The sequence below is a fragment of the Rhizobium sp. J15 genome, from assembly GCF_002531825.1.
Classification (GTDB): Bacteria; Pseudomonadota; Alphaproteobacteria; order Rhizobiales; family Rhizobiaceae; genus Rhizobium.
In genome coordinates, this window is sequence record NZ_NWSX01000016.1 from 1 (window position 1) to 17,211 (window position 17,211).

16 protein-coding genes are annotated in these 17,211 nt (G+C 63.0%); 5 read left to right on the plus strand and 11 right to left on the minus strand.

Annotated elements, in window-relative coordinates; translation table 11 throughout:
• Positions 1-44: 44 nt before the first annotated feature.
• Positions 45-1,088, plus strand: a complete 1,044-nt coding sequence (locus tag CO670_RS15895; protein ID WP_097591123.1) for a Gfo/Idh/MocA family oxidoreductase — start codon at positions 45-47, stop codon at positions 1,086-1,088.
• 125 nt (positions 1,089-1,213) lie between these two features.
• Here the strand turns inward: CO670_RS15895 and CO670_RS15900 are convergent, their stop codons facing one another.
• The 7 genes from CO670_RS15900 to CO670_RS15930 all read right to left on the minus strand — a co-directional run bounded on the left by CO670_RS15900 (position 1,214) and on the right by CO670_RS15930 (position 9,648).
• The gene (locus tag CO670_RS15900) at positions 1,214-1,609 is read right to left on the minus strand and encodes a DUF1236 domain-containing protein (RefSeq protein WP_097591124.1); all 396 of its coding nucleotides are present in this window, start codon (positions 1,607-1,609) and stop codon (positions 1,214-1,216) included.
• Between the two features lie 113 nt (positions 1,610-1,722).
• The gene (locus tag CO670_RS15905) at positions 1,723-2,835 is read right to left on the minus strand and encodes an ABC transporter permease (RefSeq protein WP_097591125.1); all 1,113 of its coding nucleotides are present in this window, start codon (positions 2,833-2,835) and stop codon (positions 1,723-1,725) included.
• Between the two features lies 1 nt (position 2,836).
• Complete coding sequence (locus CO670_RS15910) at positions 2,837-3,964, minus strand: ABC transporter permease (RefSeq protein ID WP_097591126.1); 1,128 nt, start codon at positions 3,962-3,964, stop codon at positions 2,837-2,839.
• A complete protein-coding gene (locus CO670_RS15915) occupies positions 3,961-5,718 on the minus strand; it encodes an ATP-binding cassette domain-containing protein (protein ID WP_097591127.1) in 1,758 nt (585 codons plus the stop codon). The genes CO670_RS15910 and CO670_RS15915 overlap by 4 nt, the downstream gene beginning before the upstream one ends.
• Positions 5,715-6,728: a secretion protein HlyD gene (hlyD, locus tag CO670_RS15920; protein WP_088687036.1), complete on the minus strand. Its 1,014-nt coding sequence runs from the start codon at positions 6,726-6,728 to the stop codon at positions 5,715-5,717. The genes CO670_RS15915 and hlyD overlap by 4 nt, the downstream gene beginning before the upstream one ends.
• Positions 6,725-7,429 carry a CerR family C-terminal domain-containing protein gene (locus CO670_RS15925; RefSeq protein WP_097591128.1) on the minus strand — a complete coding sequence of 235 codons (705 nt, stop codon included), beginning with the start codon at positions 7,427-7,429 and terminating at the stop codon, positions 6,725-6,727. The genes hlyD and CO670_RS15925 overlap by 4 nt, the downstream gene beginning before the upstream one ends.
• A gap of 128 nt (positions 7,430-7,557) precedes the next feature.
• Entirely contained in the window at positions 7,558-9,648 is a 2,091-nt protein-coding gene (locus tag CO670_RS15930) for a phospholipase D-like domain-containing protein (RefSeq protein ID WP_097591129.1), read from the minus strand.
• 376 nt (positions 9,649-10,024) lie between these two features.
• Here CO670_RS15930 and CO670_RS32975 point away from each other — a divergent pair, with 376 nt between their 5' ends.
• Both CO670_RS32975 and CO670_RS15940 read left to right on the plus strand, forming a co-directional pair.
• The gene (locus CO670_RS32975) at positions 10,025-10,177 is read left to right on the plus strand and encodes a hypothetical protein (RefSeq protein WP_176538952.1); all 153 of its coding nucleotides are present in this window, start codon (positions 10,025-10,027) and stop codon (positions 10,175-10,177) included.
• A gap of 236 nt (positions 10,178-10,413) precedes the next feature.
• Entirely contained in the window at positions 10,414-10,728 is a 315-nt protein-coding gene (locus CO670_RS15940) for a hypothetical protein (RefSeq protein ID WP_176538953.1), read from the plus strand.
• A gap of 12 nt (positions 10,729-10,740) precedes the next feature.
• Here the strand turns inward: CO670_RS15940 and CO670_RS15945 are convergent, their stop codons facing one another.
• Complete coding sequence (locus CO670_RS15945; protein WP_097591131.1) at positions 10,741-11,757, minus strand: NAD-dependent epimerase; 1,017 nt, start codon at positions 11,755-11,757, stop codon at positions 10,741-10,743.
• 216 nt (positions 11,758-11,973) lie between these two features.
• Between CO670_RS15945 and CO670_RS15950 the strand changes: the two genes are divergently transcribed.
• Positions 11,974-12,915 carry an endonuclease/exonuclease/phosphatase family protein gene (locus CO670_RS15950; RefSeq protein ID WP_097591132.1) on the plus strand — a complete coding sequence of 314 codons (942 nt, stop codon included), beginning with the start codon at positions 11,974-11,976 and terminating at the stop codon, positions 12,913-12,915.
• A 23-nt stretch (positions 12,916-12,938) separates the two neighbouring features.
• On the opposite strand, the gene CO670_RS15955 is transcribed toward CO670_RS15950, so the two are convergent.
• From CO670_RS15955 to CO670_RS15965, 3 genes are all read right to left on the minus strand, one after another.
• Positions 12,939-13,244 (minus strand): hypothetical protein, encoded by a 306-nt coding sequence (locus tag CO670_RS15955; RefSeq protein ID WP_097591133.1) that lies wholly within the window; start codon positions 13,242-13,244, stop codon positions 12,939-12,941.
• Positions 13,245-13,368: 124 nt separating this feature from the next.
• Positions 13,369-14,796: a mannose-1-phosphate guanylyltransferase/mannose-6-phosphate isomerase gene (locus CO670_RS15960; protein ID WP_097591134.1), complete on the minus strand. Its 1,428-nt coding sequence runs from the start codon at positions 14,794-14,796 to the stop codon at positions 13,369-13,371.
• Between the two features lie 40 nt (positions 14,797-14,836).
• Positions 14,837-16,261 carry a phosphomannomutase gene (locus CO670_RS15965; RefSeq protein ID WP_097591135.1) on the minus strand — a complete coding sequence of 475 codons (1,425 nt, stop codon included), beginning with the start codon at positions 16,259-16,261 and terminating at the stop codon, positions 14,837-14,839.
• A 204-nt stretch (positions 16,262-16,465) separates the two neighbouring features.
• Between CO670_RS15965 and ung the strand changes: the two genes are divergently transcribed.
• Positions 16,466-17,167 (plus strand): uracil-DNA glycosylase, encoded by a 702-nt coding sequence (gene ung, locus CO670_RS15970; RefSeq protein ID WP_097591136.1) that lies wholly within the window; start codon positions 16,466-16,468, stop codon positions 17,165-17,167.
• The last annotated feature ends 44 nt before the right edge of the window (positions 17,168-17,211 follow it).

Consider the following 17,211-nt stretch of genomic DNA (forward strand, 5'->3'; position numbering starts at 1 on the left):
GACTGCACCAGGCCGGCGAAGCCGGTTACCGCTGAGGAGCATCCATGCGACTACTCGTTCTTGGCACGGGCGTGATGGCGAAAAACCAGCTCACCCACTTCAGCAAAATTGACGGCGTGACCGTGGTCGGCGCCGTCGATACCGATCCCGACCGGCTTTCCGCCTTCGCCGACAAGTTCGGCATCGAAAGGCGATTTCTTTCGTTGGATGAGGCGATTGCCTGGGGCGAATTCGATGCGGCGACGAACATTACGCCCGACCGCATCCATCACCCGACGACGATGGCGCTGATTGCCGCTGGCAAACATGTGCTGTGCGAGAAGCCGCTGGCGGAAAACTATCCGAAGGCGCTGGAGATGACGGAGGCAGCCGAAAAGGCCGGCGTCATCAACATGGTAAACCTCACCTATCGCAATGTCGCGCCCTTGCAGCGCGCCCGCGAGATGGTGCTATCGGGCGAGCTCGGCACCATCAAGCACGTCGAGGCCTCCTATCTCCAGAGCTGGCTCGTCTCGCGCGCCTGGGGGGACTGGCGCACGGAATCGACCTGGCTGTGGCGGCTTTCCACCGGCCACGGCTCGAACGGCGTGCTCGGTGATGTCGGCATCCATATTCTCGATTTCGCCGCCTATGGCGCTGCCACCGACATCGACAACGTCTTTGCGCGGCTGAAGACCTTCAACAAGGCGCCGGGCGGCCAGATCGGCGAATATATGCTGGATGCCAATGACAGCTTCACCATGGCGGTCGATTTCGCCAACGGCGCGCTCGGCGTCATCCATGCCAGCCGCTGGGCGACCGGGCATCTGAACGAGCTGAAGCTGCGCATCTACGGCGAAAAGGGCAGCCTCGAGGTCATCCACCGGCCGGCCGGCTCCGAGCTGCGCGGCTGCCTCGGCGAGGATGCCGAGACCGCGACCTGGAAGGAGATCGAGGTGACGCCGGTGCCGACCAACTACCAGCGTTTCGCCGAGGCGGTCGCAAGCGGCATCCAGCCCGACCCGAACTTCCGCCACGCCGCCAACCTGCAGAAGGTGCTCGACCTCGCCATGGTGACCGAGCGCGAGCGGCGCGAGCTGAAGGTCTGATCAGCGGTTCGAGCCATGACGCCAACGGCCGGCCGTTGGCGCAGCCGGATGAAAAAGGGCCCCGCCGAAGCGGGGCCTGAGGTAGCCGAGCCGCAGCAGGCGGTCTCGAGCTTTTGATTATCTGCTTATTCGATCACCTGCACGACGCGATGCGTGCGGGGTTCGACGATCACACGGCGATCGTTGACGACAGTGTAAGCATATTTCGGGTTGTCGGGCACCGGCGTCACGACGACATCGGCCGGAAGCGGCTTGCCGACGACGATCGGCTGTTCGACGACCACGCGGGAGGTCGGGGCGGGCTGCTGCTCGACATAGGTGACGACCTCGCGCGGCGGCGGATCGACCACGGCACCGGCGACACCGCCGGCGACGCCGCCAATGGCAGCACCTACAGGGCCACCGACGATCGCGCCGGTGATAGCGCCACCGGCCGCGCCGGTGACAGCGCCGTCAGCAAGCGCGTTGGTGGCGAAAGACGAAAGCGCAAGGGCGCCGGAGACAAGTAGAATCTTGTACATTTTGCTTCTCCTTTGCTGGGGTTGCGTCTGGGTAACGACGCCGCCTGGCCGATGTTCCGGCAGGAGATTCACGCTTTGGAAGCCCGGTTTACATTCTGTGAGGCAAAATCGCCTCATTCCAGGCGACGGCGGAAGAGCCAGGCGGCGGCGCTGAGGGTGACGGCGGCGATCAGCGCCAGCGGGATCGTCTGGTGCACCACCTCGCTCAAAGGGATGTCCTTCAAGAAAACACCTTTGACGATCACCAGGAAGTAGCGCAGCGGGTTGATGAAGGTTATCGGCTGCAGCCAGCCGGGCATGTTTTCGATCGGCGTCGCAAAGCCCGAGAGCAGCATGGCCGGGACCATGAACAGGAAGGCGCCGAGGATCGCCTGCTGCTGTGTCATCGACAGCGCCGAGATGAAGAGGCCGAGGCCGGCGACCGAGCCGAGATAGAAGATCGCGCTGCCGTAGAGCAGGAAGAGCGAGCCGCGCAGCGGCACCTCGAAGAGGAAGACGGCGGCGAGGATATAGACGGTGATGTGGAAGAGGCCGATCATCATCGGCGGGATCAGCTTGCCGATCAGGATCTCGTGCATGCGCAGCGGCGAGACCATCAGCTGGTCGAAGGTGCCGAGCTCGCGCTCCCGGGCGATCGACAGGGCCGTGACGATCAGGCCGATCAGGAGCGCGATGCTGGCGATCAGGTTCGGCACCATGAACCATTGGAAGGTGAGGTTCGGGTTGAACCAGTTGCGGGGCACCGTCGACACCATCTCAGTGCCGGCGCGCTTGCCAGCCGGCGTCTCGGCGGCAAGGGCCGCGCCGATCTGCGAGAGGTAGCCTGCGACGATCTGCGAGGCGTTGGAGCGGCGGCCGTCGAGCACGACCTGCAGATCGGCAGGTATTCCTGCCTCGATGCTGCGCGAAAAATCCGGGCCGATCTCGACGGCGGCGATCACCGTCTGGTTGTCGATCGCCACCCGGACTTCACCCTGGTCGGCGGCGAATGCGATGTCGCGAAAGGTCGGCGAACCGTCGATGCGCTCGATCAGTTCCTGGCCCCAATGGCCGCTGTCGCGGTTGAGGATCATGACGTCGACATTGCGCACTTCGAGCGTGGCGGCATAGGAAAAGACGAGGAGCTGGACGATCGGCGGGCCGATCAGGATGGCGCGGCCCTTGGGGTCGCGCAGCACGGCGAGCAATTCCTTGACGATGAGGGCGTAAAGCCTTGTCCATCCCATCTCAGCCGATCCTCTTTCTGGTGCTACGCGCCGCCAGCATGAACATCACGGTGCCGATCGTCAGCATGACGGAGATCGCCTTGGCGAACATCGGCCAGATGTCGCCGGCGAGGAACACCGTCTGCAGGCTGGGGATGAGGTAGCGTGCCGGCACGATGAAGGTGATCCACTGGATGATCTGCGGCATCGAGTTGATCTCGAACAGGAAGCCCGACAGCAGGAAGGCCGGCAGGAAGGCAGTGATCAGCGCCAGCTGCGAGGCGAGGAACTGGTTCTTGGTCGCCGTCGAGATCAGCAGGCCCTGGCCGAGGGCCGGGATTAGGAAGGCGGCCGAAAGCGCGTAAAGGGCCGCGACCGAGCCGCGAAACGGCACGCCGAAGAGAAAGACCGCCAGCAGCACGCAGAGCGTCATCGAGGTGAGGCCGAGCAGGAAATAGGGCAGGATCTTGCCGGCGAGCAGTTCCACCGCCGTCACCGGCGTCGCCATCATCGCCTCCATCGTGCCGCGCTCCCATTCGCGGGCAACGACGAGCGAGGTCAAAAGCGTGCCGACCAGCGTCATGACGATGGCGATCGAACCCGGCACGAGGAAATTGCGGCTGGTGAGTTCCGGATTGAACCAGAAGCGCTGCTCGACCGAAATGGCGGGACTGCGGGAGGCGACGTCCGCCTGGCGCTGCTCCTCCCAGTTGGCAACAGCGCCCTGCGCATAATTCTGGACGAAATTGGCGGTGTTCGGGTCGGAGCCATCGACGATCACCTGGATGGAGGGATGGTTGCCGGCGATATAGCGCGTGGTGAAATCGGCGGGGATGACGACGATGCCGCGCACCTTGCCGAGCACGAGATCCTCCTCGAACAGGCGCCGGTCGCGGCCGATCACCACATCGAAATAGCGCGAGGCCTGGAAACCGGCCGCCAGATCCTGCGTCAGCGGGGTTATCTCTTCGGTCGCCAGCCCGATTCGGGTGCGGCTGGTATCGAGCGAAACGCCGTAGCCGAAGAGAAAGAGCAGAATCAGCGGCAGCACGAAGGCGATGAGAATGCTGCTCGGATCGCGCACTGCCTGGTAGCTTTCCTTGCGCACCAGGGCAAATAGACGGCGAATCCGGCCGGACGAGGCGCTCATGCCGCATCCTCCGCTTCCGATTGCTGCACCAGCGCGATGAAGGCATCCTCCATCGTCGGGTCCGGCTCATCCCTGGTCGCGACGCGGGCCTTCAACTCGTCGGGCGAGCCGAGCGCGATCGAGCGGCCGCGATAGATCAGCGAGATGCGGTCGCAATATTCGGCCTCGTCCATGAAATGGGTGGTGACGAGGACGGTGACGCCTTTTTCCACAAGCGCATTGATGTGGGTCCAGAATTCGCGCCGGGTGATCGGATCGACGCCGGAGGTCGGCTCGTCCAGGAAGAGGGCGCGGGGTTCGTGCATGACGGCGCAGGCGAGCGCCAGGCGCTGCTTGAGGCCGAGCGGCAGGTCCTTGGCGGCCTCGCGGGCATGGCGGCCGAAATCGAAGATATCGGCCATCAGCGCGATGCGCTCGCGCCGATGCTGTCCGCGCAGGCCATAGACGCCGGCGAAGAATTCGAGGTTCTGCATGACGGTGAGATCGCCGTAGAGCGAGAATTTCTGGGCCATGTAGCCGAGCTGGTTGCGGGCTTCTGCGGCGTCGCGGCGAAGATCGAAACCGGCGACGCGGCCTTCGCCGCCGGTCGGCTTCAAGAGGCCGCAGAGCATCTTGAAGGTGGTGGATTTGCCGGCGCCGTTCGGGCCGAGCAGGCCGAAGATCTCGCCGCGGCGGATATCGAAGCTGATGTCGTCGGCGGCGGTGAAATCGCCGAAGCGTTTGGTCAGGCCCTTGGCTTCGATGACCGGCCGGTCGCCCTCGGCCTTCAACGGTTCCTGCGCCTCCGCCAATCTGGAACGGCCGCCGGGACCGCCGCCCAGCATGTCGACGAAGGCATCCTCGAAGCGGGGCGGGGCAGGGGCAAGCGATGCGCCGGCGCCGGCCTTGCCGATATCGGGCGTCTTGTCCTTGGCCGCCACCAGACGGATCGCCTCGCCCTGGATCACGCCGTCGATGACGCCGTCTGCCTGCAGCAGTTCGGCAAGCACCTGACGGCGGCGTCCCGTGACACCGGAAACCCTGAAGACCCGATCGCCGACGCGTTCGGTCAGCTCCATGGGTTTTCCCGAGAAGAGCAGCTTGCCCTGGTTCAAGAGCAGCACATGGTCGCAGGCTTCCGCCTCGTCCAGATAGGCGGTCGACCAGAGCACGCCGATGCCCTCCTTCGTCAGGTTCTCGACCATCTTCCAGAGGTCGCGGCGCGAGATCGGGTCGACGCCGACGCCCGGCTCGTCGAGCAGCAGCAGGCGCGGCTTTTTCAGCAGCGCGCAGGCAAGGCCGAGCTTCTGCTTCATGCCGCCGGAAAGCTTGCCGGCGAGCCGGCCGGTGAAGCGCTTGAGGTCGGTGAAGGAGAGCAGCTCATCGAAGGCCCCGGCGCGTTCGCTTTTCGGCAGGCCGCGCAGATCGGCGTAAAGATTGAGGTTTTCCAGCACCGAGAGATCCTCATAGAGGCCGAAGCGCTGCGGCATGTAGCCGATCGCCGCCTGAATGCCGGCGGCGTTCTTTCGCGTATCGAAGCCGAGAACCTCCACGGTTCCCGCATCCGGCAGCATCAGCCCGGTCATCAGGCGGATCAGCGTCGTCTTGCCGGCGCCATCGGGGCCGACGAGGCCGGTGATCGCGCCGCCGCCGATCACGCCGGAGACGGCGTCGAGGGCCGGCGGCGCGTCGGCGAAGCGCTTGGTGACGCCGTCGATCCGGACGAGCGGCCTGTCGTCCTGCCCTGTCTGGGGGGCTGTCTCGGCGGCGGTCATTGCTTGGCCGCCGGAGGCTCGGAAAGCCGCACCGTGACCGGCATGCCCTGGCGCAGATCCGGGCCGGGCCTGTCGATGACGATCCTCAGGCGATAGACGAGATCGGTCCGGAGTTCCGGCGTCTCCACCGATTTCGGGGTGAATTCGGCGACCGGCGAGATGAAGCCGATCGTGCCTTCATAGGGCTTGTCCGGCGCCGTATCGGAGGCGACCGATACCTTCATGCCGGGGTGGATGCGGCCGAGATCGGGCTCGGCGACGTAGCTGCGCACCCAGACAGGCTCGGTCAGGGACAGCACGAAGACGGTATCGGCCGGCGAGACGATCGCGCCGTTCTCGCGCACCCGCGAGAGGATGATGCCGTCGTTCGGTGCGCGCAGCTCCGTATCGGCGAGCGAGGTGCGGGCCGAGGCGAGCGTCGCCTCGGCGGCCTTCAGCTGAGCGTCGGCGGCGGCGATATCCTCGACGCGCGAGCCCTCCTCAAGCAGCTTCAGCGCTTCGCTGGCGGACTGGGAGCGAGCGGTGGCCATCGCCTTTGCGGCGGTCGCCTGGTCGAGGCTCGCCTCGGAGATCGTGCCCTGCGGGCGCAGCTGGCGGGCACGCTCATAGGCGAGGTTGGCGTTTTCGAGATCGGCGAGGCTCTCGTCATAGGCGGCGCGCGCCTGGGCGATCTCGGTCGGCCGCGGGCCGGCCTTCAGCTTGTCGAGCGTTGCGCGAAGGGCTGCGGCATTGGCCTCGCCGGAGCGGACGGCGAATTCATAGGGGGCGGCGTCGAGCTTCGCCAGGACCGCGTCCCTCTTGACGACATCGCCCTCGTCGACGCGGAGCTCGGAGAGGCGCCCGCTGACGCGAAAACCGAGCGAGACCTGGCGGATATCGACATTGCCGTAAAGGACGAATTCGCGGCGGGCCTCGGGCAGCCAGCCGAGCTTCTCGGGCAGGCCGTACCACCATGCGGCGGCCCCGCCGGCGGCGAGGAGAAGAATGGCGAGGGGAAGGATGCGTTTCATGCTGCACCGCCTTTCGGCTGGCCGATGACTTCGGCCAGCTCGGCCGCCAGGCGCCGCAGGATTTCCACCTGCTCGGGGCCGAAGGTCTCCCATTCCATCTGGGCGAGCACGGAGGCATGGGCGAAACGGAAGATGAGGATGCTGCCGACGAGATTGAAGGTGCGCAGGCGCACATGTTCGGATGCCGGATCCTCGCGCAGAATGGCGCCGACGAGCCGGCGGCCCATCTCGATCATCGGCCGCATGATGCCCTGATAGACCCGCCTGAAGGCTTCGGTCGGCTCCATCTGCTCGCGGATCAGGAAGCGGGCCCAGGGCTCGGATTCCTTGGCGACGAAGAGGGTCACCATGGTCTGGAGGACTTCGGTGAGGAAGGCGCGCGCCTCGGCTTCTCCGAGCGGTTCGCCGGCTGCGTCGAGCGCCATCAGATGCGCGCCGATGCGCGCCCGCATGCCGCTGACATGGGCGTCGATCCGCATCATCAGATATTCGGCGGTGGCGATGTAGAGGCCTTCCTTACTGCCGAAATAATAGGGGATTGCCTGCAGGTTGACGCCGGCGGCTTCGGTCAGCTGACGGGTCGAGGCGCCATCGAAGCCGTAGCGCCCGAAAACGTCGAGCGCGGCCGTCAGCATCTTCTGGCGCGCGATCTCGGCGCGGGCGGAGGCAGGTGGGTTTTGGGTGTCGTTGTTCCGGGTCATGACGGATTTATAACACCAACACTCAAATCAGTCAATCGAATGATATATTATGAGTAAGCAGGTATTCGTGAATGCGAAAAAGGGCACCTCGCCGCCGGGGTGCCCTTTCCAATCGTCGACGTTATCGTTCAAAGGCCGAGGAAATAATTCCGGCTCGACGGCGCCTTGGCAGCGGCGAACCACTTGCCCTGCCAGCTCGCCTTGGTGTTGAGGAAGCCGCCGCCGGTATCCGCTTTCGGCGGCCGGCCCGTGGCAATCAGCGACTGGCGGAGCTCCTCCTGCAGCTTGGCACGCAGGACGTAGTGATCGTAGATATCGAGAATATGGATCGCGTAGGCGATGGCGAGCGACTGGTTGCCGCGGATGACCAGCAGGTTCTCGTCGTTCTGGTAGGAGGCCTTGTAACCGAGATTGTGGCTGCCTGTTATGACGGTGCAATTGTCGGGATGGAGCGGGTCGATGACGACGATCTTGTCGTGGATGATCGCATGGCCGGCGCTCAGCAATTCAGGCCTGAGATCGCCGAACTGGGCGGAGATCGCCGCCGCCCGCACCATCACGACGCGGCCGGCATCGCCGCCCGGCCACCAGATCGCCCGTTGCGGCAGATCCCGGACCGTGCCGTCCGGCCTGGTAAAGGTCGTCGGCTCGCCGGGTTTTGCCGGCGGCAGCGCCGCCGGATTGCTGATCGCGCCCTGAACGAGCAGATCCGGCCGCTTGGCGGCAGCCTCCGCCGCCTGGCCGATGACGTTCTGTTCGCCGCGCACTCCCGGATAGAAGGTGAGGAAGAGGATCGCGTCGTCGGCATGTTCCATCAGCGAATAGACGCGGCTCAGATCGACGGGCGTCGGCGAGGTCTTGTTCTTGGTCGGCGCCTTGGTATTGGGTGAAAACAGGATTTCGACGGTGGTCTTGCCGTCCGCCAGCTTTATCGGCGTGACCGGTTCGGCATTGGCTTGGCGCAGCGCCGTGCCCTGCACGCCCTTGCTCGGCGCAAATCCCACGGCGGTTTCGCCGTGTTTGGTCACGGTCAAGGGCACGCCAGCGGGCTGCGGATCATCCCGCAGGAGCTTCCAATAGGCGAGGAACCGTGCCGCGACCTTCTTGTCGTCGATCAGGATGACGTTGTTCGACTGGGTGCAGAGGCCGGTTTCGGTCCAGTTGGTGCTGCCGGTCATGACGGTGCGGGCGACGCCGCCTTCGACATAGACGGCGAATTTGTTGTGACCGATGTGGCTGTTGTTGTTGAAAAGGCGATCCTGCACGCGATCGGCCGCAGGGGCGGCGGCATGAAGGCCGGCGCGGGATTTATTGTTGCCCGTATCCCAGACGACCGGTTTTCTCGGCGGTGCATCGCCCTTCTTGTTGAGATCGGTCGATCCCGAAGTGGAGAGGATGACATGCGCCTTGCCCGCCTCGACGAGCGCCGTCAGCCTTCTCACCAATTCCGGATCGTGCAGTTCGTAAAGCGCCAGATAGAGTTCGCCGTTTCCGTTCTCGGCACGGTCGATCAGCAGCGTCAGGAAGCTCAGCACATCGGCCGTCAGGAACAGGCGGATCGGATCGTTCTCCTTGGGAATATGCTCCTTCAGCGTCTTCAGCAGGCCTTCGGTGACGCGCATCGCCGGGCCGGGCGCGACATTCTCAGGCTTGACGCCCTGCACCTTTTCCAGTTGGCGCAGCAGGTTCTGCGTCGAAAGAATGCCGTTGGTATAGGTCGCCTTGATGGAACCGCCGCCCGGAAAATCGTGGGTGACGTCGATGCTCTCGGTCTTGAAGGGCTCGTCGAGAATGAAGAGCGGCCGTTGCGGTCCTTCGTAGCGCGGCTTGCCGTTCTCGTCGCGATAGGGCGCCGTGGCGGAGGCGGGAACCTCCGCCCGGCCTGGACCCGCGAGGCCGACCGGGGTGATCTCGTAATGGATCCTGAAATCGATCGGCCTGACGGTGGCCTCGTCGCGGGAGCGGCGCAGCGTCAGGTCGCGCCACTGATATTGCTGGATCGGCCAGACCGAACTGTCCTGCTCCAGCCAGTCGGGATTGGACTGATCGTTGAAAGCGATCCAGGTCGGCAGGATGCGCCGGGCGCCGGCGTCCGGCCCGGTCTCGTGCACGCGGGTGATCATGAAACCGAGGCAATCGGCAATCGGCCCATCCGCCATCCAGGCGATATAGGCGACTTCGCCGTTGCACCATGCACCTGCCTTGGTAATCCTGCCCATGCACGCCTCCCCTTGTTGATGCCGAGATCACGATTGCAGCCGCGGCGGCGATGAGCCCTCCACCCATGCCGCCTCGCTGTAGATTCGATGCGAACCGGCTCTATCGTCGGTTGCGTCTGTCTCCATACATATAGGTAGGCGATACTAAAGTAACGTGACATCCGTCACGCCGGCAGGCGAAAAGCAAAGAGATCCGGGGGAGCGGACCTTTCAGGGGGCGGGGTGGCTGCTAACAGCGGCAAAACGCCATCGCTCATTTTGAAGACACCGATGTGTCCGGCGCCGGTCACTGCGGAACGGAAAGCCTGTCGTTTTTCTCGTTATGCGCTCATTTTTTGACACAAAACTGCCTTGCTCCTTCCGTATCGCCAATGCGATGCGTATCCAAATCTATATTATCGCGCTTCTGCTCAGCGCCATCATGTGGTCGATCTCGTTCGATGCGGCGCGAGAATCCTATCATGCCGCGCAAAGCGCCGGCCTGATGCCGAACCTGCATATCAACAAGAGGCTGGATCGCATCCTCTAAGCTGCGATCCGCGTCCGGCGTCGCTTCCAGCCGCGGTTTGGCTGGTTTACCCGCATCTCGGGCGGCCTCTTGAGAGAAAATCAAATTTCGTAAAATTTGACCGATCTGCTTAAAAGCACTGCAAATACTGGTGTGTAGAGTGTTCTCATGAAGGCGGCAGAAGCGTGGACAGACGCATCGACCGCTTGGATCAGGGCGAAACGAAAGCCCTGCGATCCGAAAACGGGGACTTCGACATGCAGAAAACTCTTGCCGCCATCGCCTTGACCTTGAGCATCACCGCGGCTGCCGGTCCGGCCTTCGCCATCGGACCCGCAGGTCTTGCCCAAGACCTGATGTACACTTCCGCCATCGGCCATTCGCCCGAGGTTCCGCTGACGACACGAGTGGGTTTCGTGCGGCCCGGCGTTCCCTTCGTTCTGCGCAGCCCGGCTGCCGTCGAAGGCGAGGGCTATCAGCTCAAGGCCTATTCGACGAGCCTGACCTTTGCCATCGACTACGTGTTTTCGAAGACGGTCGGTGCCGTGGAAGCGATCGCGTTTCTGCGCTGAAGCGCGGAAACGTTAGGCACCCAACTCGCGGCGAACGTCGAGATACCATTCGACGAAGGCTTTGACGCCGACATCGAGTGTCGTGCCCGGCTTGTAGCCCGTCAGCGCGACGAGCAGATCGGGGGCGGCGAAGGTGCGCGGCACGTCGCCCTTCTGCATGGCCAGCATCTTGCGGATGGCAGGACGGCCGAGCGCCTTTTCCACCGTTTCGACGAAATCCATCAGGCTGACCGGCTGGCCGCCGCCGATATTGACGACACGGAAGGGCGCCTGGCGCGAGAGCGTCTCGATGCTTGCATCGGCCAAACGATTTTCCTCGCTCGGGGCAATGGCCGACAGCCGGACGATCGCTTCGACGAGATCGTCGATATAGGTGAAGTCACGGCTCATATTGCCTTCGCCGTAGATCTCGATCGGCTGTCCCTCGAGCATGTTCTTGGCGAATTTGAACAGCGCCATGTCGGGCCGGCCCCAGGGACCGTAGACGGTGAAGAAGCGGAAGGCCGTGGTCGGAATCTTGTGGAGGTGCGCATAGCTGTGCGCCATCAGCTCCATCGATTTCTTCGTCGCTGCATAGATGGTCAGCGGCTCGTCGGCGCGATCGGTCTCGTGGAAGGGAACGGTCGCATTGGCGCCGTAGATCGACGAGGTCGAGGCGAGCATCAGGTGGCGGATTTCGACGCGCCGCGCGATTTCCATGATGTTCCACGAGCCTTCGACATTCGAATGAATATAGGCCTCGGGATTTTCCAGGCTGTAGCGCACGCCGGCCTGCGCGGCGAGGTGGATCAGGATATCGGGCTTGGCCGCGACGACCGCCGCCTCAAGCGCTTTGCGATCCTCAAGCATCGATATGACGGGTTTGAAGGCGGGAAACTGGGAGAGGGCGGCATGGCGCATCTCCTTGAGCTTGACATTGTAATAGGGTGTCAGGCCATCGAAGCCCGTCACCTCGTGCCCTTCCTGCAGCAGGCGCCTGGCCAGATGAAAACCGATGAAGCCGGCAGTGCCCGTAATGAAGTAGCGCATTCCCACCTTTTCTCGGCTCCCTGCCGACGGCAAAAAGCCGATTCCGTATAAAAGTGGCCCCCACTTACAAGATAAAAACAGGACGAGTCGATAGGCCTTTGACAGATAAGCCTTGAGCGCCGCCGCTGCCGTCATTCGTCCAAATCATGCTGCGTTGCACCATATGGATTGGCGTGTTATGGCCGGCTGGTCGTCTGCGATCGGAACCAGGGATCGATGAGAAACATAATTTATTGGATTCTCTCGGCATTTCTCACCCTGGCCATAGCGCTCGCGTCGTTGCGCTATATCACGAACTTCTGGCTGCTGTCGTTCATCTACAGTTTCCAGATCCATCTCGGCGTCCTATTCGTCGCCGCCAGCCTGGTGATCCTGGCGGTCAGGCGGCACGCCTACGGCTTCGTGCTTCTGCTCGCTTCGCTTGTTCTCACCACGCATGGCGTGGTCATGCTGCGCGAATTCGGCGAGGAAAACAGAGGGGTGCGGGCGCCGCTTTTCCGCCTGATGTCGTTCAATGTCGCGATCGACAACTGGAAAAACTCGACCGCCATTGCCGATATGGTGATCGCCTCGAATGCCGATGTCGTCAATCTGATGGAAGCCAAGCCGCTGACGTTTCATTTGCAGCGACTGTACAAGGTCTATCCCTACCATATCGGCTGCGACCACGGCAAAGACAGCTGCGATACGCTGCTCCTGTCCAAGCGCCCGTTCGTCACACGGCAGGTCGCGAGCATCGGCAGCCTCCGGAAAGACAGGCTGGTCGTCGCAAGCGTCGAATTCGGCGGGCAAACCGTCAATCTGGTCTCGGCGCACCTGACCAAGCCCTATTTCGATGACTATCAGGCGGAAGAACTGGGAGATCTCGGCAAGGCACTCGGTGCGATCTCAGGTCCGCTGGTGCTGTCGGGCGATTTCAACTCGTCGTCGATCGCCCCCGGCATTCAGGCTTTCCTGCGCAAGCAGCAGCTGAAGACGGTGGCGCCCGAACCGGCGACATGGCCGATCGCAGCCGGCCGGTTCGGGATCGCCATCGACCACATATTCGCGCGCGCGCCGCTGCATCTGACATCGCTGAAACGCCTCGACGACAATCTCGGCTCGAACCATTCAGGCCTGATCGCCGAGTTCGTTCTCGACAAGGATGGTGAACCTTAACCGCTGCGATAATCGGTCCGAAATCAGAATCTGGTCCGGCCGCCCTTTCGGTCGATCATCTGAAACTTCTTCCCATCGGTCTTCACGCTGACGCAATCGGTCGATTTGTCGGGAAACCGGACACAGACCTGGCCATTGCTGATCTTGTAGCCGTTCTTGTTGCCCTGACGATATTCGTAGCCGTTCTTGGCTTCTTTCAGCTCCGACGTGCCGGGCAGGTGCTGGCGAATTTCCGCTTCGCTTGCGGCTCGCATATTCGCCGTCTGGGCAAGGGCCATCGCCGGCAGCACGAGTGAAAGCAAACCGGCAAGGGCGGGCAGGGTACGCATCAGGGACATCTCCTGTCAGGTCTGTCGGCGCATTCATTCTACGAGAATCCCCGAGGGGAATTCAACAGGCATGGCGGCCATGCCGGAAATGCCGGCGGACGATCTCGGCCCGCCGGCCATTGCCTCAGGTTCTTCCGAATTCGTCGACGATGCGGATGATGTCGTCCTCGCCGAGATAGGAACCCGTCTGAACCTCGATGAGTTCGAGGATGATCTTGCCGGGATTGGCGAGACGGTGGACTTCGCCGAGCGGGATGTAGACGCTTTCGTTCTCGCGCAGCATCCGCACGGTCTCGCCGACCGTCACCTCAGCCGTTCCCTTGACGACGACCCAGTGTTCGGAGCGATGGTGATGCTTCTGCAGCGAAAGCTTCTTGCCGGGGGTGACGAAGATGCGCTTCACCTGGAAGCGGTCGCCGTTGAAGATCGAGGTGTAGCCGCCCCAGGGACGATAGGACGTCGGATGGGTTTCGGTGAGTTTGGCGGTGGCGGAGGTGTTCGCCAGCATCTTCACCAATTGCCCGACATTCTGGCTGTCCTTGAGGGGGCCGACATAGACGGCGTCCTCGCTGGCGATGACGGCGACATCTTCCATCCCCTGGACGGCAAGGTGCACGCCATGCGTCATGACGAGCGAGTTGCGGGTATTGATGACGGTCGTATTGGCAGCGGCGACGTTGCCATTGTCGTCGCGGGCGCCCGATTTCCAGACGGCATCCCAGCTTCCCATGTCCGACCATCTGAACGGAGAGGGGACGACGGCGGCCTTGGCGGTCTTTTCCATAATCGCGTAGTCGATCGATATATCGGGGCTCTTGGCGAAATGGTCGGCATCGAGGCGCGTGAAGTCGAGGTCGCGGCTTGCCTTGGAAACCGCCTTGCTTGCCGCCTTCAGCACGTCAGGCGCATATTCCTCCAGTTCGGCGATGAGCTCCGTCACCGGGAACATGAAGATGCCGGAATTCCAGTAGAAGCCGCCGTCGGCGAGCATCCGCTCGGCTTTTTCCAAAGCCGGCTTCTCAACGAAGCGGCTGACCTTGTGGGCGCCGTTTCCGAGCGCCTCGCCGATCTCGATATAGCCATAACCCGTTGCCGGCTCGGTCGGGTTGATGCCGAAGGTGACGAGCTTGCCATCGGCGGCGGCATCGCGGGCGATGCGGATGCAATCGAAATAGCTGTCGTCGGCAAGGATCTCGTGATCCGAGGCGAGCATCTGGATGATGGTGTCCTTGCCGAACAGCTCGGCGGCGAGCGTCGCGGCTGCCGCCACGGCCGCGGCGGTGTTACGCGCCACCGGTTCGAGCAGCACGGCGGCAAGCGGAACGGCAAGCGCACGCGCCTGCTCGGCGACCAGGAAGCGGAATTCTTCGTTGGTAACGACGATCGGCGCTTCATAGAGCGCTGGATTGGAAACGCGTTCGAGGGTTGCCTGAAACAGCGTCTTGTCGCCGACGAACTGGATGAACTGCTTCGGGGCAGTGGCACGGGAAAGCGGCCAGAGCCGCGTGCCTTTGCCACCGGCCATGATCACGGGAACGATTTTCTGCGTCATTGGCGGATTCCTTGAAATAGACGACTTTTTCGTCGCATGCTTACCGGGCATTTGCCCAGTCCCTTATTCGATTGAGCCCTGCATCCAAAAGGTGAAGAGCCGCGGCTTCGCTCTCGGCTTCCACATAGCAGCGCATTTCCGGCGCATTGCCGGACGGGCGAAAATGGATGATCCTGCCATCCCTCAGTGTGACCCGGAGTCCATCGATATCGGATTTCGCCGCGACCTCGCCGATCGGCTGCAGGAAGGCGGAAAGATTTTCGTCCGAGGCGCGCAGATAGGCCATCAGCGCCGCACTGGTCTCCACCGGGAAATTCTCCAGACGGTCGGCCGCGGCAAAGGGCAGGCGGTAGGAGGCGGCAATGGCGGAAAGCGGCTGCCTGCGAATGGCGGCGAGCGACAGGATCGCCAGCATCGGGATGAAGCAATCGCGTGTCGGCAAGGCGCGCACGGTTTTGCCGTTGATGTCGAAGGGGGTTGCCGTCAGCAGCCCGCCATTTGCCTCGAAGCCCATGACGTGGTCCCGCCCGGCAGCAACGGCCCCTTCCATCCCTGATATGACGAAAGGCGAGCCGACGCGGGTGCGTGTTACGGCGAAAGAGCCTGCGGCCTCGATGCCGGAATTGGAGGTAACGGGTGTCACCACCGTGCCGGCTCCCAGGAAACCGGCAGCCACGAGCCCCAGAAGGTCGCCGCGCAGCGGTGTGCCCGTTTCGTCAGCGACCAGCGGGCGGTCGCCGTCGCCGTCGGTCGAAACGATCGCATCGAACTTGTGATCGGTCGCCCAACGCTTCATCAGCGCGATCGTCTCGTCGGACACGGCTTCGGTATCGACCGGGATGAAGCTTTCCGAACGGCCGAGAGCAACGATCTCGGCGCCGTAATGGGCGAGGACGTCGACAAGGAGATCGCGGGCGACGGTGCTGTGCTGGTAGACGCCGATCTTCAACCCCGACAGCGCGCCTGCCGGAAGCAGGGATGCATTGCGTTCGAAGAAGAGCTGGCGGCAGACCGCCTCGCGATCTTCCGTTGCGCCCGGCGCCTCGGCCACCGCTTCGCCGCTTGCCTCGATCTCGGCCGCCAGCGCGGTAATCGCTGCCTCGTCGGATTTATCGATCTCGCCGTCGGGGCGGTAGAATTTGATGCCGTTGCGATCGGCCGGAATATGCGAGCCGGTGATCATCAGGCACGCGGCCCCGCTTTCGAGGCCATAGAGAGCAAGGGCAGGCGTTGGCACGTTGCCGCAGTCGAAGACCCGGAAGCCGAGCGCCGTGAGCGCTCCGGCACAATTTGAAGAGATGTCGGGGCTGGAATCACGAAAATCGCGGCCGAGCAGAACGACATCGCCAGCCTGCGCCTTGCCGGTCTGCAGCAGATATTTGCCGAACGCGGCGGCGTAAAGGGCGGAAGCGCGTCCCTTGAGATCGACTGAAAGTCCGCGAAGGCCGCTCGTGCCGAATTTCATATGAACACATGGCTCCGATTGTCACCATCAAGGTTCTACTCAGGCCGACTGTCGGCGTAAATACCGAAGCGGGCATATAGTTAAACACGGGCGAAATGTTCCGGCAGGCTTTGGCAAGTCCGCCCTGCCGGCAGGCATTGCGACATCAGGCTATTTTGCTAGAACGTTACGCAACTTGTTTCGTCATGTCCTGAAGGTTTCCTGATGAGCGATACATCCGTCAGTCTCGAGGAGAGCTGGAAGGCCGCGCTGGCGGGGGAGTTTTCCAGCCCCTACATGCAGCAGCTCAAATCCTTCCTGCTTGCGCAGAAGCAGGTCGGCAAGCGGATTTTCCCTAAGGGCAGCGAATATTTCCGCGCCCTCGACCTGACCCCGGTCGCCCAGGTCAAGGCCGTCATCCTCGGCCAGGATCCTTATCACGGGCTGGGGCAGGCCCACGGCCTCTGCTTCAGTGTCCGGCCGGGCGTGCGCATACCGCCCTCGCTCGTCAATATCTACAAGGAGATGGAGGCCGATCTCGGTATCGCCCCGGCGCGGCACGGCTTTCTCGAACATTGGGCACGGCAGGGCGTGCTGTTGCTGAACAGCGTGCTGACCGTCGAGGAGGGCCAGGCGGCGGCCCATCAGGGCAAAGGATGGGAGCGCTTCACCGATGCCGTCATCCGCAAGGTGAACGACGAATGCGAGTCCGTCGTCTTCATGCTCTGGGGCTCCTATGCCCAGCGCAAGGCCGCCTTTGTCGACACGGCGCGGCATCTGGTGCTCAAGGCGCCGCATCCTTCGCCGCTTTCGGCCCATAACGGCTTTTTCGGCTGCAAGCATTTCTCGAAGGCCAACGCCTTCCTGCAATCGCGCGGGCGCGAGCCGATCGACTGGCGATTGCCGGCCGACCCTCATGGCGCATGAAGTGAACGTAGTCTGATCTTCGTTCACTAAAAGAAGACAATGCG